This is a genomic window from Halomonas sp. McD50-4, assembly GCF_022348135.1.
Classification (GTDB): Bacteria; Pseudomonadota; Gammaproteobacteria; order Pseudomonadales; family Halomonadaceae; genus Vreelandella; species Vreelandella piezotolerans.
This window is the reverse complement of the sequence record NZ_JAKRFG010000007.1, coordinates 1-23,283: the sequence shown is the minus strand read 5'-3', so window position 1 is coordinate 23,283 and position 23,283 is coordinate 1. Positions and strand designations below refer to the sequence as shown.

At 55.6% G+C, this 23,283-nt stretch carries 18 protein-coding genes; 7 read left to right on the top strand and 11 right to left on the bottom strand.

The window, feature by feature from the left end; all coding sequences use genetic code 11:
- Window positions 1-41 precede the first annotated feature (41 nt).
- A complete protein-coding gene (locus MHM85_RS10145) occupies window positions 42-1,787 on the top strand; it encodes a sodium:solute symporter family protein (protein ID WP_219863222.1) in 1,746 nt (581 codons plus the stop codon).
- A 98-nt stretch (window positions 1,788-1,885) separates the two neighbouring features.
- Window positions 1,886-2,773, top strand: coding sequence for a DMT family transporter (locus tag MHM85_RS10140; RefSeq protein ID WP_139525513.1), 888 nt, complete (start codon window positions 1,886-1,888; stop codon window positions 2,771-2,773).
- A 77-nt stretch (window positions 2,774-2,850) separates the two neighbouring features.
- Here the strand turns inward: MHM85_RS10140 and MHM85_RS10135 are convergent, their stop codons facing one another.
- The 7 genes from MHM85_RS10135 to MHM85_RS10105 form a co-directional block, all read right to left on the bottom strand.
- Window positions 2,851-3,681, bottom strand: coding sequence for an electron transfer flavoprotein subunit beta (locus MHM85_RS10135; protein ID WP_139525512.1), 831 nt, complete (start codon window positions 3,679-3,681; stop codon window positions 2,851-2,853).
- Window positions 3,671-4,939: an electron transfer flavoprotein subunit alpha/FixB family protein gene (locus MHM85_RS10130; RefSeq protein WP_239285838.1), complete on the bottom strand. Its 1,269-nt coding sequence runs from the start codon at window positions 4,937-4,939 to the stop codon at window positions 3,671-3,673. Before MHM85_RS10130 ends, MHM85_RS10135 begins: the two co-directional genes overlap by 11 nt.
- Window positions 4,936-6,939: a (Fe-S)-binding protein gene (locus MHM85_RS10125; RefSeq protein WP_139525510.1), complete on the bottom strand. Its 2,004-nt coding sequence runs from the start codon at window positions 6,937-6,939 to the stop codon at window positions 4,936-4,938. The genes MHM85_RS10130 and MHM85_RS10125 overlap by 4 nt, the downstream gene beginning before the upstream one ends.
- A 200-nt stretch (window positions 6,940-7,139) precedes the next feature.
- Window positions 7,140-9,212: a dimethylglycine demethylation protein DgcA gene (dgcA, locus tag MHM85_RS10120; RefSeq protein WP_139525509.1), complete on the bottom strand. Its 2,073-nt coding sequence runs from the start codon at window positions 9,210-9,212 to the stop codon at window positions 7,140-7,142.
- A 23-nt stretch (window positions 9,213-9,235) separates the two neighbouring features.
- Window positions 9,236-9,781 (bottom strand): DUF5943 domain-containing protein, encoded by a 546-nt coding sequence (locus tag MHM85_RS10115; protein WP_239285836.1) that lies wholly within the window; start codon window positions 9,779-9,781, stop codon window positions 9,236-9,238.
- Between the two features lie 179 nt (window positions 9,782-9,960).
- Window positions 9,961-10,938, bottom strand: a complete 978-nt coding sequence (locus tag MHM85_RS10110) for a dipeptidase (RefSeq protein ID WP_139525507.1) — start codon at window positions 10,936-10,938, stop codon at window positions 9,961-9,963.
- A gap of 231 nt (window positions 10,939-11,169) precedes the next feature.
- A complete protein-coding gene (locus tag MHM85_RS10105; protein ID WP_139525506.1) occupies window positions 11,170-12,312 on the bottom strand; it encodes a GlxA family transcriptional regulator in 1,143 nt (380 codons plus the stop codon).
- A 598-nt stretch (window positions 12,313-12,910) separates the two neighbouring features.
- Here MHM85_RS10105 and MHM85_RS10100 point away from each other — a divergent pair.
- Window positions 12,911-14,170, top strand: a complete 1,260-nt coding sequence (locus MHM85_RS10100) for a M20/M25/M40 family metallo-hydrolase (RefSeq protein WP_239285913.1) — start codon at window positions 12,911-12,913, stop codon at window positions 14,168-14,170.
- A gap of 389 nt (window positions 14,171-14,559) precedes the next feature.
- Window positions 14,560-14,763, top strand: coding sequence for a hypothetical protein (locus MHM85_RS10095; protein ID WP_139525505.1), 204 nt, complete (start codon window positions 14,560-14,562; stop codon window positions 14,761-14,763).
- 419 nt (window positions 14,764-15,182) lie between these two features.
- Here MHM85_RS10095 and MHM85_RS10090 read toward each other — a convergent pair whose 3' ends face one another.
- Window positions 15,183-15,869 carry a type 1 glutamine amidotransferase domain-containing protein gene (locus MHM85_RS10090; protein ID WP_153842372.1) on the bottom strand — a complete coding sequence of 229 codons (687 nt, stop codon included), beginning with the start codon at window positions 15,867-15,869 and terminating at the stop codon, window positions 15,183-15,185.
- 500 nt (window positions 15,870-16,369) lie between these two features.
- Here MHM85_RS10090 and MHM85_RS10085 point away from each other — a divergent pair, with 500 nt between their 5' ends.
- Complete coding sequence (locus tag MHM85_RS10085) at window positions 16,370-17,149, top strand: CLCA_X family protein (RefSeq protein WP_153842371.1); 780 nt, start codon at window positions 16,370-16,372, stop codon at window positions 17,147-17,149.
- 137 nt (window positions 17,150-17,286) lie between these two features.
- On the opposite strand, the gene MHM85_RS10080 is transcribed toward MHM85_RS10085, so the two are convergent.
- A complete protein-coding gene (locus MHM85_RS10080; protein WP_153842370.1) occupies window positions 17,287-18,168 on the bottom strand; it encodes a GGDEF domain-containing protein in 882 nt (293 codons plus the stop codon).
- 360 nt (window positions 18,169-18,528) lie between these two features.
- Between MHM85_RS10080 and MHM85_RS10075 the strand changes: the two genes are divergently transcribed.
- Window positions 18,529-19,800 carry an integrase arm-type DNA-binding domain-containing protein gene (locus MHM85_RS10075; protein ID WP_239285834.1) on the top strand — a complete coding sequence of 424 codons (1,272 nt, stop codon included), beginning with the start codon at window positions 18,529-18,531 and terminating at the stop codon, window positions 19,798-19,800.
- A 19-nt stretch (window positions 19,801-19,819) separates the two neighbouring features.
- A complete protein-coding gene (locus tag MHM85_RS10070) occupies window positions 19,820-20,953 on the top strand; it encodes a hypothetical protein (protein WP_239285832.1) in 1,134 nt (377 codons plus the stop codon).
- Here MHM85_RS10070 and MHM85_RS10065 read toward each other — a convergent pair.
- Both MHM85_RS10065 and MHM85_RS10060 read right to left on the bottom strand, forming a co-directional pair.
- On the bottom strand, window positions 20,934-21,989 hold the full coding sequence (locus MHM85_RS10065; RefSeq protein WP_239285830.1) for an inovirus-type Gp2 protein: 1,056 nt from the start codon (window positions 21,987-21,989) through the stop codon (window positions 20,934-20,936). The genes MHM85_RS10070 and MHM85_RS10065 overlap by 20 nt on opposite strands.
- A 376-nt stretch (window positions 21,990-22,365) precedes the next feature.
- A complete protein-coding gene (locus MHM85_RS10060; protein WP_275443442.1) occupies window positions 22,366-23,157 on the bottom strand; it encodes a DUF3987 domain-containing protein in 792 nt (263 codons plus the stop codon).
- Window positions 23,158-23,283 lie beyond the last annotated feature (126 nt).

Sequence of the window (23,283 nt, the reverse complement as noted above, 5' to 3'; positions counted from 1 at the left end):
CACTATAACGACACAACATCAACGACTTCATGGCGACCCTCATGATCTACACCATCGCAATACTGCTAAGCCTGGTCGGCTATTTCGTAATCGGCCACCTGGCCGGACGTCGCGTCAAGGGGCTGGACGACTATCTGGTCGCTGGCCGCAATGCGCCTACTTTCTTCATCCTCGGCACCCTAGTGGCCAGCTACCTGAGCACCAGCGCCTTTCTGGGCGAAACGGGGTTTGCTTACCAAGGTTACCCCTTCGTGATGCTGATCTTTGCGGCGGTCAGCACCTCGGGCTGCCTGCTGGGGGCGCTGGTGTTCGGCCGCTACCTGCGCCGCAGCGGCGCGCGCACCGTGCCGGAGTTCTTCGGCAAGCGATTTGCCTCGCGCCGGGTACAGGCCATCGCCGGTCTCACCACGATCATCGGCCTTGGCGCTTACCTGCTGGGCGTGATGCAAGGCGCGGGCATCATGTTCGCCGAACTGACTGGCATGCCCTACTGGGTGGGGCTGGTGCTGGTATGGGCGACCTATACCGGTTTCATTCTCTACTCCGGCTCGCCGGGGGTGATGCTCACCGATACCATCATGTTCGTGATCTTCTCGCTGGCCGCCGTGGGCGGGTCGCTGTATGTCATCCAGGATCTAGGCGGCTGGAGCGGGGTCGTCGAGGGGCTGCTGATCCAGACCGACAAACCGGGCATTGCGCTTTGGCATGGGGTGGTCGACGGGCCGGAGGCCAGCTTCTCTTCTCCTGGCGAGGCGCTGGTCTGGGGCCTCACCCTGGGACTCGTATGGGCGGCAGTGCTGGCGGCAAGTCCCTGGCAGTCCAGCCGCTATCTGATGGCCCGCAACGAGCATGTCGTCATGCGCTCGGCCATGCTCACCGCCGTGGCGCTGGCCGTGTTCTACGCGCTGATGATGATGACCGGCGCCGCGATCAACCTTTACGACGCGACGCTCGATCCAGAGCGTTCGATGGTCTGGGTGGCGCTCAACGTGCTGCCGACCTGGCTGGGGGTGGTCATTCTGACCGGAGTATTCGCCGCAGGGCTCTCCTCCTGCTCGACCTTTCTATCGATCATTGGCTTCAGCCTCTCCAACGACATTCTGCCCGCCTCGACGGATGAGCGGACGGCCATGCGCAAGAGCCGCATCGCAGTGCTCGCGGCTGGGTTGATCGCGCTGCTGCTGGCCCTGTTTCAGCCCCCCGCCGTCATGTCGGTGGTGTGGTTCGCGGCGACCCTGTTTGCCTCCTCCTGGGGGCCGGTGGCGCTGATGAGCATCTGGAGCCGTCGCATCACCGCGGCGGGCGCAAGCTGGGGCTTGGTCGTAGGCTTTGCCGGTAATGTCGCGCTCTCGTTGATGGTGCAGGCCGAATGGATTAGCCTGCCCGTCTACCTGCATCCGGTGCTGCTCAGCACGCTCTTGGCCCTGGTGGCCATCGCACTGGCCTCGCGTGTGACCCAGGTGAGCGAGGCCGAGTCGGCGTATCGGGCCTTCCTGCACGAATTCGATGCCAGCGCGATGAGCGGCTGGGTATCCGGCACCCGCTGGATCGCCCTGTGCACCATGCTCTCGGGCGTCGCCATCGGCGTGTTTCTGTGGCAGCAGTACGCCGTCATACTGGCGGGGTTCACCGAACGCTTCGCGCTTTCCAACGGTGCGGTGTCGGGTGCTTACCTGCTGGCGATCGGCTGCGGCAGCATGCTGCTGATCGCAGGTGCCGTGGGCGCCTGGGTGGTGCGCGACCGCCACGCAAAGAGCCCGGCGATAGCGGGCCACCCCAGCCAGTGACGACCTCCATGAGGCCGCTCGCCTCATCGGCCTGAGGTCGTCCATCGCCCGCCTACTCGGCGGGCGCTTCACTTCATGACTCACAAGGAGATGAGATCATGCAGCTCAGCACCTATCAACGCGGCCTGCTCATCGTGGTACTCGGTGTGGTATTTCTCAGTTTCGACGGTCTGCTGATCCGGCTCGCCGCCACCGACGGCTGGACCGTCATCTTCTGGCGCGGCCTGTTGATGTTCTGCGTACTGGGGCTCATATGCACTGTCGGCCAGCGGCTGACGGCCTTGAGACGGCACCCCGTTGCGTCACTGGCTTCGACCGTGCTGCTGGGCCTGATCTCCAGCCTGTTCGTGCTGGCGGTGATGAACGCGAGCGTTGCCAACGTGGTGGTGATTCTCAGCACCGCGCCGCTGTTCGCCGCCGTGTTCTCACGGATGTTCCTGGGAGAGAGGGTCGCCCGGCACACGCTGGCGGCCATCGTGGCCTGCATGCTGGGCATGAGTCTGGTCTTCATGGGCCACGGCGCCCACGGAATGCTGCTGGGTAACCTGTACGCCCTGGCAGCCTCCGCCGCCATCGGTGGCAACCTGACGCTGCTGCGCCGTTTTCCAGCCGTCGATACCATGACGGTGGTCGCCGGTGGTGGGCTGCTATCCGCCGCGGTGGCACTCTCCATGGCCACGCCGCTGGCCCTCGATGCCCAGCGCTACGGCGTACTGGCCTTGATGGGGCTAGTGCAAATGCCCTTGGCGACGGTACTGATCAACAGCGCCACTCGCTACCTGCCCTCCACCGAAGTGGCGCTATTCTATCTGGTCGAAACCGCCCTGGGCACGGCGTGGGTGTGGTGGTTACTGGGCGAAGCGCCCAGCGTCTCGACGCTGATCGGTGGCGGCGTGGTGATCCTGGTGCTAGTGCTGCACGCCTGGATAGGCCTTCGCCTCGAACGCCAGCGGCTACGGATATCTCCCGCCTTTTGCGCCAAGTAGCCAACGCCCCCACATGCGCACGCAATGAAAAGCCCGCGGGAGTGCGGGCTTGGTAGGTAACGCTAGAGGAATAGACGTCAGCGTAGCACCTCCTCCTCCTTGAGCAGCTTGTAGATCGCCTCGGCGCCCTGCTCAGGCGTCACGTCGGTGAGCACTTGGCCGCCCTTGCCCTCGGACTTGGCGGCCGCCGCCTTGAAGCGATCCCTGGCCGACGCCGCCTTGACGATCTTCAAACGCTTGGGCCGTTTACGGGCGGGGGTCAGGTGCCACTCGGCCAGTGCCGTATCGGCTTCGGGCTGGGTCGGCTCGACGGCCAGTTCCCCGCGCCGCGCCGGACCAAAGGCACTTTGACGCGCCACCGGCGCCGCCTCGTCCACGCTGATGATGGCCGGCAGGCGCACCTTGAGGCGACGACGCTGCCCGCGCGGCAGCGCCTGCAGCAGGGTCAGCACGCCGTTCTCCACGCTTTCGACGGCCGCCAAGCCGTTGATCAGCGGCCATCCCAGGCGTTCTGCCAGCGCGTAGGGCAACAGCCCAGAGCCCTCCCCGCGCTCCGCGCGGGTGCCGGTAATCACGAGCTGGGGGGACGCCGCCGTCAGGTGCTCGGCCAACGCTGGAATCGCGTCGCTGCCTTCGGGCTGCTCCAATAGAGTCATGGCATCGAGCCCCATCCCCAAGTAACCGCGCAGCGCGGCGTCGCTCTCATCGTCCTTCGGACCGGCATGCAAGACGCTTAGCCGCGCGCCCGGCTCCTCGCTCTGCATGGCCAGCGCCAGCTCCAGCCCGCGGGCATCCTGCTCGGCACGCCGCGGACGACCGGTGGTCGGGTGGCGACCAATGGAGACCAGCACCGCGATGCTCACCCCCTGCTGGGATGGCTGCTTCTGCTGCGTTGAATCAGGCCGCATCGCGCTCTCCTCCTCGCTGCCGTTCGACCATGGCCACCAGGGCGGCCAGAATCTGCGTACTATCACCAATGACGGCCAGATCGGCCCGCTTGATCATGTCGCACCCAGGATCGACGTTGACCGCCACCACCTTGTCGCAGCGCTGAATGCCCTGCAGGTGCTGGATCGCGCCTGAGATGCCGACGGCCATGTACACGCGGGCCGTGACCCAGGTGCCGGTCGCGCCTACCTGACGGTCGCGGGCCATGAAGCCATCGTCCACCGCCACCCGGGACGCCCCTTCGGTAGCATCGAGCACTTTGGCAGCGTGGTGGAAAGCCTCCCACTCTTTGACACCGTTGCCGCCGGAGAGAATGAACTCCGCCTCGGCCAGCGCCACGCCCGCCGGGTCCACGGCCACCTGCCCCAGATCCTCGATCCGCGACAGCGTGGTGGGAATCGACGCCGCCAGGCTCACCGGCTCCGCCGCGTGGCGCGTTTCGTCCACCGGCTCGGCGCATTCGGCCAGTGCCAGCGTGACGCGGGGTAGCGGACGCTGAATGTCCAGGCTGTCGGCGGCACCGCGTGCGGTACAGCGCCAGTCCAGCGAAGCGTTTGGATCGGTCTCGACCTGCCAAACGCCGGTGGCGGCGCGCTCGCCCAGGCGCACGGCCAGCCGCCGCCCCAGGTCGGCACCGCCCAGCGGCGAGTCCGGCAGCAGCCAGAAGCGCGGTGCCATCTCCCGTTCGACGGCGTTTAGCGCCGCCAAGCGCGCTTCGGGCGCGAACCCAGCGTAGTACTCATCGTCCAGATGCACGACCCGGTCGATACCGGCTTCACCCAGCGCTTCCTCTTTGTGCTCGCCAAACAGCACCGCCACGACCGCGCCAGGGCGCTCGGCGTCGGCATCCGCCAACCGCCGAGCCAGGCCCAACAGATCTTTGTCGTGGCCGGATAGGCGTCCGCCGGTCAGATCGGGCACCACGGCAACCAGGAAGGCCGGTTGCTCGATGGTCACCGGGCGACGGCTATCGCGGCTGGCCGCGGCGGCCGCCGTGGACGCCTCGCCCTGCTGGAGACCGCTGCGGTCGATACGCTTCACGCCATTGGGGCCGATGAAGCCGATGGCGTGGGGGTTCTTGCGCATCACACCGTTGGGGCCCAGCCACTCGCTGACAGCAGAGCCATTCATTTCGGACGCCACGCTGGCGTGCTCGGGGTGCAAGCGGTTGCGCGCAATCCATTCGCGACGCGGGTCGCGGCGAATGATCTCACTCATACGGTCACCTCCTCGGCGGGCGTGGTGGTAGCAGAGCGACGGGCCGCCTCGAGCGCAGGGTCAGTAGGGCGCTCGACCAGCGCATCCGCCACCAGTTCGGCAATGTCACGCACCTCGGCAGTGGCATCCACCACGCCTTCCAACATGGCGGTACACTGCGGGCAGCCCACCGCCACCAGCTCGGCACCGCTCTCTTTGACGTCGTTCATGCGCATGTCGGGAATACGCTGCTTGCCGGAAATATCGGTAATCGGCGCGCCGCCACCGCCGCCGCAGCAGCGCGAGCGGAAGCCGGAGCGCTGCATCTCCTTGAGCTCGATACCCAGTGCCTTGAGCACGTTGCGCGGGGCGTCGTATTCACCGTTGTAGCGCCCCAGGTAGCAGGGGTCGTGATAAGTGACGCGGCCGCCCTTCCAGGGCGCGAACGCCAACCGTCCGGCCTCATATAGCTCAGCAATGAACGTACTGTGGTGGCGAACATGATAGTGGCCGCCCAGCTCACCGTACTCGTTGCCCAGCACGTGGAAGCTGTGCGGGTCGCAGGTGACGATCTGCAGGAAGTGGTACTTGGACAGCGTGGCAATGTTGCGCTTGGCGAGTGACTGGAACGTGGCCTCGTCACCCAGACGACGCGCTACATCGCCGCTGTCGCGCTCTTCAGCACCCAGTACAGCGAAGTCCACCTCGGCGGCACGCAGCACTTTCACCAGCGCACGCAGGGTACGCTGATTGCGCATGTCGAAGGCGCCATCCCCCAGCCACAGCAGCACGTCGACCTGCTTGAGATCGGCCATCAGCGGCAAGTTGAGATCCGCCGCCCAGTGCAGCCGCGAGCCTGGATCGAAACCGCCGGGGTTGTCGGTGGCAATCAGATTGTCGAGCACCTCGGCGCCTTTGTTGGGCGTCTTGCCCCGCTCCAGCGTCAGGTGGCGGCGCATATCGACGATGGCATCGACGTGCTCGATCATCATCGGGCACTCTTCGACACAGGCGCGACAGGTGGTGCAGGACCATAGGGTCTCGGCATCGACGAGCGCCTTGCCCTCCAGCGCCACGATGGGCGAATGGGGCGCACCCGCATGTTCACCCACGGGTTTTCCCGGGTAGGGAGAACCGACATAGCCCGCGTCGCTGCCCCCGGCCATGCCCACCACCATGTCCTGAATCAATTTCTTGGGGTTGAGCGGCTGGCCCGCGGCAAACGCCGGACATACCGCTTCACAGCGGCCGCACTGGACGCAGGCGTCGAAGCCCAGCAGCTGATTCCAGGTAAAGTCGACGGGCTTTTCCACACCCAGCGGCGCCTTGGCATCGTCGAGATTCAGCGCTTTGAGGCCCGTCGAGCGGCCGTTGCCACCCTTGTGCGTCGAGAAGCGTTCGGCACGGCGGTGGAAAGCCAGGTGCAAGGCTCCCGCAAACGCGTGCTTCATCGGCCCGCCCCAGGTCATGCCGAAGAACATCTCACCCAGCCCCCAGGCGATGACGCCCGCCAGCACCAGCGCCAACAGCCAGCCGCCACTGCTTTCCAGCAGCCCTTCGGGCAGTAGGGCCACCGTGGGCAGAGTGATCAGGAAAACGCCCAGCGAAAATGCCATGAGGCTTTTTGGCAGGCGCATCCAGGGCCCCTTGGAGAGCCGCGTGGGTGGATCGAGCCGCCGACGCGCCACGAAGAGGCTGCCGATGAACATCGAGGTGCTGGCCAGGAGCAGTAATCCGCCCAGCACGGGGTTGGCGACCCCAAGACCGTGCACCAGGATCATTAGCACGGCAGCGGCCACGAAGCCACCGGCGGTGGCCACGTGGGTGTTGGAGATCATCTTGTCACGCCCCACCACATGGTGCAGATCCACCAAGTAGCGGCGCGGCATTGCGATCAGACCCTTGAGCAGATCGACCTTCGCCGGGCGTCCCTGGCGCCAGAGACGCACGCGGCGCACGGCGCCGATGACGGCCAGGGCCAAAGCGCTAAAAATCAGTATCGGCAAGAGCGTGTCGAGCATGGTACTCACCTCATCTTTCGCGGCGGGGCTGCTCCGGCGGCAGACCTCGGCGAGGGCGCTGTCAACCCATCCCTGGGCGCTACTTTCGACATATGACCGCCATGGATGGCGGAAATGCCGTAAACGTACGGAACTGTTTTACGGTCCTGTCAAAAGACCCTCGCTACGGTCTTCCACCGGCGCCCCGGCTCTCGCTCGGGTCAAAAATCCTTGCAGATTCGCAGGGCATCGTAGATGGCCGCGTGGGTATTACGCGGTGCCGTGCAGTCGCCCAGGCGGAACAGCAGGAAGCCATCCCCCTCTTCGCTCAGGCAGGGCTGAGGCTGAATCGCATAGAGCGCCTCAAGATCCACCTGCCCTTTATTGCGAGACTGCTCCTTGAGGGCGTAGTAGAGCGACTCATCGGGGCGCACGCCGTTCTCGACGACCACTTGATCCACCACGCGCTCTTCCAGGGCGCCGGTGTACTCGTTTTCGAGCACCGCCACCAGGCTGCCGCCCTCGCGGTAGACCTTATGCAGCATCAGGTCGGAGGACATGATCACCTCCTTCTCGTAGAGGCTGCGGTAGTAGGTCGGGAAGGTGGTGCCGCCCACCGCTGCGCCGGGCTTGATGTCGTCGGTGACGATCTCCACCTTGGCGCCCTTGTCGGCCAAATAGTCGGCCGCCGAGACGCCGGAGAATTCGCAGATGGCGTCATAGATCAGCACGTTCTTGCCCGGTTCGACCTTACCGGAAAGGATGTCCCAGGTACTGACCACCAGGCTTTCCTCGGGATTGTCCGAGTAGCCCCACTCGGGGTGCTGGCTCAGGAACGGCTGACCGCCGGTGGCCAAAACGACGATGTCCGGGCGCAAATCGAGCAGCGTTGCCTCGTCGGCGCGGGTACCGAGGCGCAGATCGACCTTGAGACGCGCCAGTTCGAGCTGATACCAGCGGGTGATACCGGCAATCTGATCGCGCTGCGGCGCCTGGGCGGCAATGGTGATCTGGCCACCCAGGGCGTCCGCCGCTTCGAACAGCGTGACATCGTGACCGCGCTCCGCCGCCACCCGCGCCGCTTCCATACCGCCAGGGCCACCACCGATCACGACGACCTTACGCTTGGCGCCCTCGCTCTTCTCGATGATGTGCGGCAGTCCCATGTACTCCCGCGAGGTCGCCGCGTTCTGGATACACAGCACGTCCAGGCCTTGGTACTGGCGGTCGATGCAGTAGTTGGCGCCGACGCACTGCTTGATCTGGTCGACCTGCCCCATTTTGATCTTGGCGATCAGGTGGGGATCGGCGATGTGGGCGCGCGTCATGCCGACCAGATCGACATAGCCCCCTTCGAGGATACGCTGCGCCTGGTTGGGATCCTTGATGTTCTGGGCATGGATCACCGGCACGCTGACCACTTCCTTGATGCCCGCCGCCAAGTGGAGGAAAGGCTCCGGCGGGTAGGACATGTTGGGAATGACGTTGGCCAGGGTATTGTGGGTGTCGCAGCCGGAACCGATGACGCCGAAGAAGTCGACTTGGCCGGTGGCGTCGTAGTAGGCGGCGATCTGCTTCATGTCATCGTGAGAAAGACCGTCGGGATGGAACTCGTCGCCGCAGATACGCATGCCGACGCAGAAGTCGTCACCCACTTCGGCGCGTACCGCCTTGAGCACTTCCATACCGAAGCGCATGCGGTTTTCGAAGCTACCGCCCCACTCGTCGGTACGCTTGTTGACTCTCGGACTCCAGAACTGGTCGATCAGGTGCTGGTGCACGGCCGACAGTTCGACCCCGTCGAGGCCGCCCTCTTTCGCTCGGCGCGCGGCCTGGGCGAAGTCGCCGATGATGCGCCAGATCTCTTCGACTTCGATGGTTTTACAAGTAGAGCGGTGCACCGGCTCACGGATACCGGAGGGTGAGACCAGCGTCGACCAGTCGAAACCGTCCCAGCGGGAGCGGCGGCCCATGTGGGTAATCTGGATCATGATCTTGCCGCCATGCTTGTGCACGGCATCGGCAAGGTTCTGAAAGTGCGGAATGATGCGGTCGGTGGAGAGGTTCACCGAGCTCCACCAGCCCTGGGGACTGTCGATGGAGACCACCGAGGAGCCGCCGCAGATACATAGACCGCAGCCGCCTTTGGCCTTCTCCTCGTAGTACTTGACGTAACGCTCGGTGGTCATGCCGCCGTCGGTGGCGTGCACTTCGGCGTGGGCGGTGCTGACCACGCGGTTACGGATCGTCAGTTTGCCGATTTCGATCGGCTGAAAAATTGCGTCGAATGCCATGTGCGTCTCTCCTCTACCTCTGGCTATCGGGCGGCGTCGTTCAGCGGCTGGACGGTAAAGAGCCCAACGTCACAGCCCTCTTCGGCAGCACTTTGGGTCTGCTCGGCCACGGTGCGCAGCGAGCTTCCCCGCGCGGCGAGGATTTGATCCATGGCACCAGCAAACCAGCCAGTGAACATGTACTCCTCTTTTTTACCGGTCTTGCCGAGTTGGTAAACGAACGCGCTATGCTCGAGACGCACCTGGGCGGTACCCGAGTCGAGATCGATCTGCTCGGTCAGGAAAAGCCCCCAACCGCGCTGAGAGAGACGATTCATGTAGTGCTCGAAGACGGCCTCGCCCTCGATACCATGGCATTCGGCCTCTTTTTCGCACCAGTGCCAGGCGCTCTTGTAACCAGCGTGATAGAGAATCTCGGCGTACTTCTCGGCACCCAGCGCCTCTTCGATGGCCACGTGGTTGTTGATGAAAAAGTGACGCGGCACATACAGCATCGGCAGGGCATCGCTCGTCCAAACGCCGGTTTCGCTATCGACTTCGATGGGCAGTGTGGGGGCCAGTTTGGTCACGGTTATATTCCTCGAATCTTTGTTATGTCAGGTTATCGACGGGGCTACCCCGGGAACATGCCTACGAGGAGGCGCTATGAATCCATCCCTGGACGCTACCGACGCCATCCCTGGCGTCGGACCTCCTCTACGGCATGCTCCCGGCGCCCCTCGCTTCGGAGGCAGTCATCTGCTCGGCGTCAGGCGCCCCAGACGTCCTTGAGCACGCGCACCCAGTTCTCGCCCATGATCTTGCGCACCTGTTTTTCGCTCATGCCGCGCTTGAGCAGCGCCTCGGTGAGATTGGGGAACTCTCCCACGGTGCGGATTCCTTCGGGATTGATGATCTTGCCAAAGTCCGTCAGGCGGCGTGCGTAGCCCTTGTCGTGGGTCAGCCACTCGAAGAACTCCTGACCGTGTCCCTGGGTGAAGTCGGTACCAATGCCGATGGCGTCTTCACCGACGATATTCATGATGTACTCGATGGCCTCACAGTAATCATCGATGGTCGAGTCGACGCCTTTCTTGAGGAACGGGGTGAACATGGTGACGCCGACGAAACCGCCGTGATCGGCGATGAACTTCAGCTCTGCGTCGGACTTGTTGCGGGGATGCTCTTTCAAGCCCGAGGGCAGGCAGTGGGAGTAGCAGACGGGCTTTTTGGACTCGAGGATGACTTCCTCGGAGGTCTTGGCGCCGACGTGAGAAAGGTCGCACATCATGCCCACACGGTTCATCTCGGCCACGATCTCGCGGCCAAAACCGGACAGGCCACCGTCGCGCTCATAGCAACCGGTACCGACCAAATTCTGGGTGTTGTAACACATCTGCACGATGCCCACGCCCAGCTGCTTGAAGATCTCGACATAGCCGATCTGGTCTTCGAAGGCATGGGCATTCTGGAAACCGAAGATGATCCCGGTCTTGCCCTCCTCCTTAGCGCGGGTGATGTCGGCGGTGGTGCGCACCGGGCGCACCAGGTCGCTACACTCTGCCATCAGCTGATTGGATTTGACGATGTTGTCGACCGTGGCCTGAAACCCCTCCCACACCGAGACGGTGCAGTTGGCAGCGGTCAAACCGCCGCGACGCATGTCTTCGAGCAGTTCGCGGTTCCATTTGGCGATGATCAATCCATCGATGACGATGGCGTCATCGTGCAGTTCAGAGGGGGTCATGGCTAAGCTCCAACATGGGTGAATGAAGCGAGCATAGCGCCGACGCTGGGCAGGGCGACGCTTGGAAACGACCGTGGAAATTCCAAAAGCGTCATTCTGTCGCTAAAACGACGCAGCCCGATTCCCCGCCAACAGAGCAACAGCCGACCGGCCAAAGGGGAGCCGTGCCCATAAAAAAAACGTGCCGCTCTCAGTAAGCGGCACGTTTTAAAGGGACCTTCACACGTCACATCAGCTCAATACCGGTACGCTAGCAAAGGTGGGCTCCCCCTGAGCGTAGGCCAACGCCTGCTGGGCACTCGACAACGGCTCGTTCTTGTAAGGCTTGATTCCCCACCGCTTGATCAGAGACGCAGATTTATCGGGGTGGCCCTCCTGGCGGTCGGAGACACCGAGGCGCTCGTTGCGGGGCGGCACGCCAAAGTACTCTCGATAGCATTTCGAAAAGTGCGGCGTAGAGACGAAGCCGCAGACCGACGCAATTTCGATGATCGACAACGGCGTTTGCTTGAGCAGCTGTCTCGCCCGGGTCAACCGCAGCTTGAGATAGTAGCGGGAAGGTGAACAGAGCAGATAGCGTTGAAAAAGCCGCTCTAACTGGCGCCGTGAGACGCCTACGTAGCTCGCCAATTCGTTGAGTTCGATAGGCTCTTCTAGATTGGCTTCCATAAGCGCCACGATTTCCAACAGCTTGGGCTGAGTCGTCCCCAGCACATGCTTGAGGGGCACGCGCTGCTGATCCTGCTCGTTACGCACGCGCTCGTAGATGAACATTTCGGAGATACCCGCCGACAGCTCTTTGCCATGGTCGTGAGCAATCAGGTTGAGCATCATATCGAGCGGGGCGGTACCTCCTGAGGCCGTGAACCGATCGCGATCGATAGAGAACAGGTGCGGGGTCAGAATCACATTAGGGAACGCCTCCTGCATGGAGGGCAAGCACTCCCAATGCACGCTGGTTTCGTAATGATCCAGCAGCCCCGCCTGGCCCAATGCCCAACTGCCCGTGCATACCGAGCCAAGCCGCTTCACCTGACGCGCCTGTGCCTGCAGCCAGCGGAGGTGTTCACGGGTCACACTATGCTGTGGGCCCACTCCGCCACACACGACGACCCACTCGAGCGACAGCGGCGTATGAATGGAAGCGTCTGGCGTCACCTGCAAGCCGTCACTGGCACGCACCGGCAGGCCATCCTGGGTCAGCGTGTACCAGCGATAAAGCTCACGACCGGCCAACTGGTTGGCCATACGCAGTGGATCGATGGCGGATGCCAGCGAAATCAGGGTGAAATTGTCCAACAGCAGAAAGCCAAGGGTCTGTGGTTCGCACGCACGGTTAGTCGTGGCCGAGTCTTTTACTGAATGTGATGTCATGGTCCTACCCTCACTCACCTTTTTAAACCATTCGTCTTTTTTATTAGAGTTTTTTGGTATCCCTGGCGTTTCATAGCCTCCCCTGATGCAGTATGCCTGAATGCTAACTCATCCAAGGGGGCGTCTTGCTCCGTCGTCGTATACTGGCACGAATAGAGCGGTTAGAGACAAGACTATTACACTCATCTGCTCGCAAAAGTCGCAAATAACATGTTGTAAGTCGCATTGGGACCTCTAGAGGTGTATTGAGCGAAAAAATGTTAGTTCCAGCTTGAGGATGAGACGCTGATAGAGGAGCACACTGAAGGTCGCCTTGTGTAGACCGCGGAAGGTTAGCCCTCGTCATCGCTGACTAATACGTTGAATTAATTACTTTTAAGAATATTCATATCGATAAAAATTGCCATTCAGGTATCCATGGACAGTAGCCACTGATACCGCCAGCATGACGTGCCCTAGCCGTTCATGCTGATGAGCAATTGACCAGCGACCCAAATGATACTTAATCAACTAACTTCAAGTACTGGCGAACGCTATACAGCCAGCCACAATCTGGCAGACTAGTGTGTTTATACCCCCTCAGAAGTGAGTAAGCATGATGAGCGATACCGCAAAACCCTGGACGCAACCGATGCCCGATGCGCAGTTCAAATTGATGCGCGACATTTTGGCGGCCCCCAGCCCAGTGGGCTTGGAAGGCGCGATGACCTACGGCGTACTAAAGCCCTACTTCGAGAGCTTCGCGCCCAGCGACTGGCACCTGCACCAGTTCAAAGGCAACGCAGGCGTGGTGCTAGACACGCATCCGGGCCGCGATGACATGTTCAAGTTGATGATCATCGGCCACGCAGACAAAATCCGTATGCAAGTTCGTTCGATTGGCGAAGACGGCAAGGTCTGGATCAACACCGACTCTTTCTTGCCCGGCGTATTAATCGGCCATGAAGTCACGCTGTTCAGCGAAGATCCAAACGCCCCAGGCCACTACCGCAGCATCGAAGGCGGCACAGTAGAAGCACTCGGCGCTATCCACTTTTCTGATCCCGCTCAGCGCGATGGCAGCAAAGGGATCAAAAAGGAACAGATCTATCTTGACCTGCAAATCCACGGCGATAACAAAAAGCAGCAGGTACTGAACCTAGGCGTGCGTCCAGGCGACTCGATTATCTTCAACCGCCCTATTCGCCCTGGCTTTAGCCCGAACACCTTCTACGGTGCCTATTTGGATAACGGTTTGGGATGTTTCGTGACGGCAGAAGTGGCGCGCTTGATCGCCGAAGCGGGCGGCACCGACAACGTACGGGTGATGTTTGCCATCGCCAGCTACGAGGAAATCGGCCGTTTCGGTAGCCGCGTGCTGGCTGGTGAGCTCAAGCCCGATGCGCTCATTGGCGTGGACGTGAATCACGACTATGTGGCCGCCCCTGGCATCGGCGACAAGCGCATGCAGCCGCTGGAAATGGGTAAAGGGTTTACGCTGTCGGTGGGCTCGATTGCCAGTGAACAGCTCAACCGTATCATTGCCAGCGCTGCCAAAGAGCAAGACATCCCCATGCAGCGGGATATCGTGGGGGTGGATACCGGCACCGATGGCATGGCTGGCGTTCTGGCCTCCATCGATAGCGCAGCAACGTCTATGGGGTTCCCAATCCGCAACATGCACACTATTTCGGAAACCGGTAACACCCATGACGTGCTGGCGGCAATTCACGCGCTACACCACACCATTAAAACGCTGGATACCCTGCCCAATCCCAAGCAGGCATTTTTGGATAATCATCCGCGTCTCGATCAAGCCAGCCCACTAACCCATCAAGGCAGCGCCAAACCTGAGAACGATGACGAAAAATCCGCTTGATCCCTATAAAAAAACCCCGGCCATTGCTGGCCGGGGTAGTAGTAATTCCTCCGTAATCCTTCTTCACGAACCTCCTGTTCGTGCATCCCTGGTCTGACAAGCGTTCCATGCTTGCTCTCGCTCCTTAACACCTCTCCCTGTGTTGCTACTTACCTTGAACCTTCTATGTGTCAAAAACATTAACCTGAGATAGAAAATAGCGCACTTTTGATAAATTTTACCTTTTGGCATACCGAGCCCCCTTCAGGCGCGCAGCATGCTTTTCTTAGCGCTTTACCAGGCGACCGCCTATACTTTTTCTGCATCCATCGTGATGTTTCTCTACACGGACGTTACCACGCCTGAACCCACTCATTCCCTAGCGGTAGGAGGTCAGCGTGAGACATATCATGATCAGTTCGACCGTCCACGGTGTGGATATCATGTGCCGCCACTGCGGCAATGCAGAATCCGCCACCACATCGTACCTCAATCGGTTCCGGTTGGAAGGCACCGGTAAGGACAGCGTGCTGCTTCGCTGTTTGAGTTGCCAAACGTCGGTGTCGGCCCCCATGAGCCAGCTAAGCGCTCTGTTCTATCACTACGCCTGTTAATGGCTTAGATGAACTCGAGCACATAAGTGCGGCTCGCAAAAAAAACCCCGACCATCGCTGGCCGGGGTTTCATCAGGTCCTCCCTAATCTTACATCACGAACATCCTGTTCATGCTTCCTTGTGCGCCGCAAGCACTCCCTACTTGCACTTCCTTGTAACGCCTTCCTTGCGTTATGTGCACACAGTGCGCCCTATAAAGCTCGAGTTATCTAACCTGGGATATGAAACGCGAAAAGTTTTTAGTTTCGTGCGCGCACCATCTACGCGTGCTTACGCAGGTCGGCATCAAAAACGTCCCACGCTTCGCTGGCCACTCATCGATGAGTGAGACCGCGACGCTTTAACGGCCGATGGGCTGCTTACCTACGCAAAAGGCGGGCTCGAAGGCCCGCCTTGTCGATGGCATTACGTCAGCGTACTAGCGTGTGAACCATGCCATCAGCGCCTCTGCCGTAGGAGCAGAAGAGGGCGGGTTTTGGCCGGTGATCAACTGACCGTCCTCACGTACGTAGGGTGTAAAGATATCGGCTTTGCTGTAGATACCGCCACATTTCTGTAGCGCATCTTCTACTAAATGCGGTACGACATTAGTGAGACCCACCGCCTCTTCTTCACCATTAGTAAAACCGGTCACTTGACGACCTTTCACCAGCGGCTCGCCGCTTACGTCTTTGGCATTCACCAGCACGATAGGTGCGTGGCATACTGACGCCACCGGTTTACCTTGGGCGATAAAAGTTTCGATCAAATGGATAGAGTCTTCATCGTCCACCAAATCCCATAACGGCCCATGGCCACCAGGGTAAAACACCGCGTCGAAATCGTCTGCGCTCATGTCGCTCAGGCGATGCGTATTCGCCAATTCGACTTTAGCTGTCTCGTCTTGCTGAAAGCGTCGGGTGTCGTCGGTTTGGCTCTCTTCCGCATCGCTTTTGGGGTCCAGCGGCGGTTGCCCACCTTTAGGTGAGGCAAGCGTTATTTCAGCGCCCGCGTCTTTGAAGACGTAGTAAGGTGCCGCCAGCTCTTCCAGCCAAAAGCCGGTTTTCTCTCCTGTATCACCTAGCTGATCGTGCGAGGTCAACACCATTAGAATACGCTTACTCATCTCGATGCTCCTATTGGTCACGCATGGGATAGCATTTGCACTCCTAGGGCTACGTTGGGGCGCTCATCGAGGCTTACAAGCCCTACCTCCTGATATTGTATAGCAAAACCATCGCGAACAAACGAAAAGTAACTCTTTGTTTTATATAAATTAAACGACATAAATCATCATTTCGTACCATTCAGGTACAATAAATATACAATTTAATCTTGTACATTATTTATCCCTAACCTATAGTTTGAAGGGTCGGCGGCAGGGATACCGCGGCACAAAGGAATGTACGCTAAGGAATAGCGACACCCAGCTCATGGAAAGAGAGCGTGCTCAGGAAGAGCCATGCAAAGCCACGGAAGGAGCTAGCCAAGGAAGCGCTAAGCGATGACCATGGAAGGCAAGGTACTAGAAGCATCGGTGCTTAAAAAAGCGTCCTCAGTTTTGAGGGCGCTTTTTCATGGGCGAAAGGTAGCTAACGCTATGATTTCCACCGACATAGGTGATACGTGAGCTTTCATGAACGACCATTTTTTCGGAACGGCCCTACACATCGCGCAGACTCCGCCAGTAGCTTTGGCGCAATTCGCCGCCAATTTGACTTCCGCTCTATCGAAATTGGCCGCTGGGTAACGCGTGAAGAGCGCGATCGAGCGGCAGCCCTGTTTCATGATGCGCTCTGCGACCTCATGCTCATTTTACAAGGCAACGAAACGCTGATTTCACTTAGAGGCGCACTAGCGCTGCAGTACGGCACCGGTGGACGTCCTGGCGTGTCGGCACACTATGATCCCAGCCAGCGTAGCTTTGCGCTTGCCAAAAACGCTGGCCCCGGCAGCATCGCTCATGAGTGGTTTCACGCATTCGACCACTTCATTGCCCCCAAATGTTTTCAAGACCTGCCTAGTAACGCCTTCGCCTCAGCCGCCTGGTTGACCAATGCCGCGCCCATTCGCCACCCCCTCAACCAGCGATTACTCGCCTGTTTCCGGGCCATCTTACTTCAACCGGACGGCCAGCAGCCTAGCGCGCTGTTTTTTAACGCTGCCGCAATGGACAAAGCGCTGGGGCAGCTTTACTACAGCAAACCCGAAGAGATGTGCGCTCGCGCTTTCGAAGCTTTCGTTCAAGATGCTCCGATCAAAAACCACTTTTTAGTCAAAGGCACCCAGTGCTCTCCTGACGCCGAACGCGGCTTGTACCCGGTAGGTGAGCAACGCGCAGCGATCAACCGCGCATTTAACCACTACTTCTCTAGCCTTGGCGCAGCGCTGAGCCTTGAGCAATAGCGATGTGCAAAATCTTTTGCTAGCGACTAGGCTGTAGACTCACTTATTTCTCAGAGGACGAGAGCATGCCATCTACTACTACTATCGTGGTCGTCGTTGTCGTGGTTGCCGTGGTGATCTTTGGTTTTAGCGGTGGCCTACCGTTTTGACGCACCGGAGTATGCACGAACACGCTGTTTTTTCATCCGGTACATGTTGACATCGGCATGGCGAAGCAGTGTGTTGGCATCTTGGCCGTCTTCGGGATAGACGGCCACACCCACGCTGCAAGACGGCATACCCATGCAGAGTGTACTCACACTCTCGTTCGAGGATAACTCGTCAAGCAGTTGAGCCGCTTTTTCCATCGCGGCTTCTTTGGAGTGAAGATCGGTCAAGAGTACCGTGAATTCATCCCCACCCATGCGTGCCACCGTGTCGGTATCACGAACACAGCTACTCAAGCGGCGGGCTATCTCACACAGCACGGCGTCTCCTGCCGCATGACCGTGCACATCGTTGATACTTTTAAAGTCATTCACATCCAAGAATAGAAGAGCCAAACGGGCTTGATAACGCCTAGCGGTAGTCAACGCCGAGGCTAGGCGGTCATAAAACAGCGAGCGATTGGTCAGCTTCGTCAACGGGTCGTGGTGTGCGAGAAAACGCAACTCCTCTTCCGCTTGAACTTGGGGGGTGATGTCGCGTGCGACGCCAATACGCACCTGCTCCTCCTCGGACCAGCGCGCAGACCATAATATATGCACCACGCTGCCACTCTTGTGCAGGTAGCGGTTACGAAAATCGAGATGAGGCTGTCCATTCATTACTCGCTTGATGGAAGCATGCGTCATCGCCACATCTTCTGGGTGCATATAGCGGGTAATTAGGGTGCCTATCAGCTCATCAGCGCGATACCCCAATAGCGACTCGCAGGCATCACTGACGAATAGAATGCGATGCTCTGCATCTACCACGAACACGGTATCGAGCATCAGGTGAATCAGCTTGGGGTAAAGCGCCTGCAAATCGACGGTCATGGGCAGCCTGGTGGGGTGACTTTCTCCCGAGTATAGACGGATCAAGAGCTGTATGAGTACCGTCTGTCTCGACCCTTCCATCGAAATTAACACTGTGAACTCGATGAAGTTTCCAGCCAACCTTGTTTCACGGAGATCTCACCAGAATGTTCCCAAAACCGCTCCCAAAGCCCAGAAACGACGAAGGGGAATCAACATAAGTGTTGATTCCCCTTCTATATTTCGTGGCGGAGAGGGAGTCCGCATACTCATCGTCCTGATAAATCCGAAAAAATAAAAAAACAACTGATTTATATAGAAAAAAATAAAAAATCAGTCCCACTACATCCACATTCATACGACTAGTCACATGAACAAAGTATGGGCTGGCGTATGGGCCAGCATATGGTAAGCTTGGAAAAATCTACTCTGGGGATAGCAGCTGTGGGCAAACTGACAACAAAAGGCGTACAGAAGCTGGTCAGGGAATCAAAGCCTGGAATGACCAATGATGGGGATGGGTTGTATCTGAAAATTGGTAAAGGTGGCGGCGCAAGCTGGATTTACCGTTTTCGATGGAGTGGCAAACTGAGAGATATGGGCCTCGGTAGCTTTGCAGATACCTCCCTATCAGAGGCAAGGGCCGTTGCTGCTGAGCAACGCAAGCTTGTCAAGCAAGGCATCGACCCACTGGCTGCTCGTGAGCAGAAATCTGATCCAGTAGCAGGGCCTGTAACTTTCACGCATTGTGCAGCGCGCTACATTCAATCTCACCGTCGCAGTTGGCGAAATGCTAAGCATGCGCGTCAGTGGGTAAGCACGCTTAAAACATACGCCCGCCCGGTGATAGGAAACCTCCCTGTAGAGAATGTCACAACTCAGGACATATTGAAGGTTCTAACGCCTATCTGGGCAGTCAAAAACGAGACAGCTAAGCGTGTACAGGGGCGCATCGAGAATGTTCTTGATTACGCTGCAGCCCATGAATACCGCGACCCAGTCAACCCAGCGCGTTGGCGCGGCCATCTCGACAAACTCTTAGCCAAGCCGTCAAGGGTTCAAAAAGTGACTCACCACCCTGCCATGCCTTATGACGAGGTGGCGATATTTGTAAGTTCAATACAGGCTTACAATAGCGTGTCATCAAAAGCACTGCAGTTTTTGATACTAACAACCGCACGTACCTCTGAGGTGCTCAACGCTGAATGGCATGAGATCGATATAGGTAAAGCTACTTGGTTAATACCAGCAGCGCGCATGAAAGCTAATAGAGAGCACAGAGTGCCACTATCTACGCAAGCAATGGATCTATTACAGAGCCTGCCGCGTGTTAGAGGCAACAATTTTCTTTTCCCCGGAATGAAGGCGGGTCGACCACTATCCAATATGTCGCTTTTGCAATTTATGCGAGGTCTTGGATATGGCCCCAGTGGTGAAAAAGGAAATTATGTTCCCCATGGCTTTCGCTCGAGTTTTCGAGACTGGACAGGGGAAGTGACAAGCTACCCGCGTGACGTTGCTGAAATGGCGCTAGCACATACTATTGAAAATAAGGTAGAGGCTGCATATAGGCGTGGGGATTTGTTCGAAAAACGCAGACAAATGATGCAAGAATGGGCTGATTTTGTTTTCAACGACATCAATAAAAACTGAACTTAAGGTCAATGTAAGCATGTCAAATGATGAACTTTTTATCTTCAAAGATGCCGCTAAACTAGCCGGTATCAATGAAAACGCTTTGCTCAAAAGACTGGTTGACAACAACACCCCGCTGCTATATAAGCCGAACTCTTTCATCCACCTTTATTGTCTTTCAGTTGATATGAGCTTAATAGCCCCATTTTCACCATTTCAAGGCTTTCTTGACGATAACAGAACTGTCTATAAAGAATTTAATGACTTTGACTACATAGTAATAGACAGTATCGCATACGATAAAATATTATGCACAAAATCGATAACTATCACTTTTTTCTACAGTTTAGCAAGATTTAACCATCTAAAAAATATCAATATATTATCTGCAAAAGATGTTGCTCTTAACGAAACAGACAAAAAACTTAAAGCTTCTAACGTTTCAAAACGCCTTAGGACTGATGCTTGCTTTTGTTTCTTTGAAAGCAAAAATTCTTCACAAAACTTAAAAGTCAAAAAAACAGCAATCACTCTTCCACCCATTAACCCATGTGAGCTTTTTATTACAAAAGAGCAACTTTGGGTAAGAAGACATGATTTAAATAAAATCATCCCTCACTTCCTACAGCAACAAATAAACAAAGAGAACAAAGAAAGACTGCGGAACAAAAAAATACAGGATGAAGCCAAAGCAATTCAAGATGAAATTATACAGCTTGAAAACTTAGATGTGGCTGAAGAGTGGATGAATGACAACTTAATAATGCTAAATAGAGCATGCATCAGACTGCTAATTGCGAAAAAAATAAATACAATCAATGACAATGAACAGATGAAAATATTGATCAAAGAGTTTATTTCTGACAGTTATAGAGAAATTAATAAAAAAGAAATAAGCCTGACCGTACTAAGCGCATGCACAGATGTTGTAATCACTGAGCAATTGATGAAAAACATGCATGCCCCAAGTCTATCAGAAAAATCAAGATACCATGCTGCAATCACACCAGCAGTAGTAAATATGAATGAGTTTACCCGTAAAATCAGCGAACGCATTGATAGAAATAATCCGCCCAGAGTACAAGACATAAAGGACCAGGCGGATAACGAAAAAGCACTGCCTAAACGAATATCTCAACAACTAGCGCGGTTCATGCTTCCAAAGTATTGATAGAGACCTTCTCCCTAGGCCTGCCATTACATGAATTAAAATTTTTCTTTAATACACCCTTAAAAAAAAGGCGCTCGTTCAGCCCTATAAAATCTAATACGTCATCAGGCTTAAGCATATAATTCAAAACCATTCCTTTAAGATTTTTACGCTTATCCATTTCATAATAGTTTATAGAACCAATTCCAAGATTTTTATATCTATTCTTATATCTATTACAATTATAGTATCGACCATCATTGCCAGGCACTACATCATTAACCCAACACTCACCTAACATTTTTCCTAACACGACGTCCTGCTGACGCTTTGATCCATTATAAATAATTAAAGCATGGTAATGAAAGCCTTTAAGCAAACCGTATTCAAGCTTTAGCAAATACCCTATCATATCAACGCCAACCTCAGATACTCTTAGTTTTGACTGCATGACTTTCCAGTCGTTTTTCACTTCTCGCATTTGCTCACCGAAATTGTCACTTTCAATGAACTTACCTTTGCGATAAGAAAAATCGACTCTGACACACAGTATTCTTGAATATACGTCATGTAAAGAATCAATATATTTATAAGCGCTTTTTAGTCTACTACGATACGCTTTTTCTTGTTTATACCTTAGCAATCTTATTTTTCTAGACGAAAACTCACTATATAAAAAACCAACACTGAAATTAAGCAGTTTTTCTTTGTTGTCGGCATTTAACTCTCGTTCATCAACCTTATATTTTATCTCACTCAAAAGGTTTAAAAAACACAATAGATAAGGATTATAAGGCAAGCTCAGCGCATCCAGCTTATCAAGCTTAATTCCTTCAATTATACTTTCAAATAGCTGGCAACCAGTCAGGCTAGATAATAAGACGGCCCCGCCTTCGTCTTTTGAACTAAATGCAGGCCACTGCTGCTCTTTTAGCCGCTTAACTAAGCCAATCACTTGAACACAGTAACCACGAAGCCCACCTCTTAACTCTAGCCAACTACAATTAACAGTCGCATTTAAAGAAGCCTGATTAGCTTCAGAATAAAAATCACTCATTTCAACCTCCTTACAAGAAGATAACGGGTACATTTATTTAAAATGATCATTCTGGCAGGACAGACTTGTTTTGATGTTAACATCACTATTTTTAAAAGCATAAAGCTAAGGTTTGGCAACCAATAAAGGTGCCATGCTTTATTTCTTTTCTTAATAATTATGAGAACAAACTTGTCCTTCGATTTCACTTAGTAGCTATGCCCTTTAACCAACATCATAGATGCACAGCAACGACACTATACTCTTACTTATCTTATACCCAATAAAAAACTCAACAACCCAATAACATATATACCAGAATTATTCTGATTTATATTGTATACTAGACCCACAGGGGGAGCGAGCCTATACTCTAAACCACTTTAAAAAGTTAATGTCAATAAATATTTTTAAAAGGCCCATTCATTCCAAACAACTCGTGGTTTGCAGCCACATAATCAATAATTATATTAGGGTACATATCAATCGCCTGAACGTTACTCATTACAAATCTAGATATCATCCCTTTATTTGACAGCCGATCAATTGACGCGTTTAACTTATCGATATTTCTTAATCTTGATGAAACATTTCTCCTAATATAGTTTTTCTTCAAATATCTATATCCAAGTTTTCTCTTACCTTCAAGCCATTGGTGCAAAACATCATCGTCTATATCTTCTTCACTAGGCATATAAAAAACGCGCATGAAATCATTTGCACATATTTGAACCATGTTATATGCCTTTACCAGATAATGCTTAGCAATACACACGTCCAAACCATTATCGAAAGCACTTAATATAGCCGATAGTCTGATAATATTTTCTGGCACCTTAGATGCTAAATCTTTAAATGAGGCATATTGACCACCAGATAGAGTTTGGCTTTCAACATGCTGACACATAAGCGCAAATTCTTCAGCGGCTTCTCTTGACAGACTCATTGTCTTTCTTTCACTCCGTCTTTCCAGAATATTTATTTGCTCATGAATATACTTACTGCAGCTTCTGTTGAACAAACTTGAGTAACGGCTTTGAATAGGACCGGACTGATTGCGCTTACCAATTCGGCTTTCAGGCAAAAAAACTAAAAACCTAGCCCAAAGACCTGACGCTCGGAACTCGCATGAATTTTTTTTATTAAACTCATTCATTATTTCATTTTGCACCATAACACCAATTGTCAACCTAGCCCGGATTTCTCATAGCACCTCAGCAAGTATCTTACCCAAGACGTAATGCTACTAAAAACCTATTGGCACGGTTTAAACTGCCTACTTTTTAACCACTTCCCGTCGTTCAGACACACTTCC

Excerpts from the sequence above, each read along its gene's own strand:
- MHM85_RS10100 (WP_239285913.1), top strand. The coding sequence starts at position 12,911 with ATGAGCGATACCGCAAAACCCTGGACGCAACCGATGCCCGATGCGCAG.
- MHM85_RS10090 (WP_153842372.1), bottom strand. The coding sequence starts at position 15,869 with ATGAGTAAGCGTATTCTAATGGTGTTGACCTCGCACGATCAGCTAGGT.
- MHM85_RS10110 (WP_139525507.1), bottom strand. The coding sequence starts at position 10,938 with ATGACCCCCTCTGAACTGCACGATGACGCCATCGTCATCGATGGATTG.
- MHM85_RS10095 (WP_139525505.1), top strand. The coding sequence starts at position 14,560 with ATGATCAGTTCGACCGTCCACGGTGTGGATATCATGTGCCGCCACTGC.
- MHM85_RS10080 (WP_153842370.1), bottom strand. The coding sequence starts at position 18,168 with ATGACCGTCGATTTGCAGGCGCTTTACCCCAAGCTGATTCACCTGATG.
- dgcA (WP_139525509.1), bottom strand. The coding sequence starts at position 9,212 with ATGGCATTCGACGCAATTTTTCAGCCGATCGAAATCGGCAAACTGACG.
- MHM85_RS10135 (WP_139525512.1), bottom strand. The coding sequence starts at position 3,681 with ATGCGGCCTGATTCAACGCAGCAGAAGCAGCCATCCCAGCAGGGGGTG.
- MHM85_RS10070 (WP_239285832.1), top strand. The coding sequence starts at position 19,820 with ATGTCAAATGATGAACTTTTTATCTTCAAAGATGCCGCTAAACTAGCC.
- MHM85_RS10140 (WP_139525513.1), top strand. The coding sequence starts at position 1,886 with ATGCAGCTCAGCACCTATCAACGCGGCCTGCTCATCGTGGTACTCGGT.
- MHM85_RS10105 (WP_139525506.1), bottom strand. The coding sequence starts at position 12,312 with ATGACATCACATTCAGTAAAAGACTCGGCCACGACTAACCGTGCGTGC.
- MHM85_RS10125 (WP_139525510.1), bottom strand. The coding sequence starts at position 6,939 with ATGCTCGACACGCTCTTGCCGATACTGATTTTTAGCGCTTTGGCCCTG.
- MHM85_RS10065 (WP_239285830.1), bottom strand. The coding sequence starts at position 21,989 with ATGAGTGATTTTTATTCTGAAGCTAATCAGGCTTCTTTAAATGCGACT.
- MHM85_RS10130 (WP_239285838.1), bottom strand. The coding sequence starts at position 4,939 with ATGAGTGAGATCATTCGCCGCGACCCGCGTCGCGAATGGATTGCGCGC.
- MHM85_RS10145 (WP_219863222.1), top strand. The coding sequence starts at position 42 with ATGATCTACACCATCGCAATACTGCTAAGCCTGGTCGGCTATTTCGTA.
- MHM85_RS10075 (WP_239285834.1), top strand. The coding sequence starts at position 18,529 with ATGGGCTGGCGTATGGGCCAGCATATGGTAAGCTTGGAAAAATCTACT.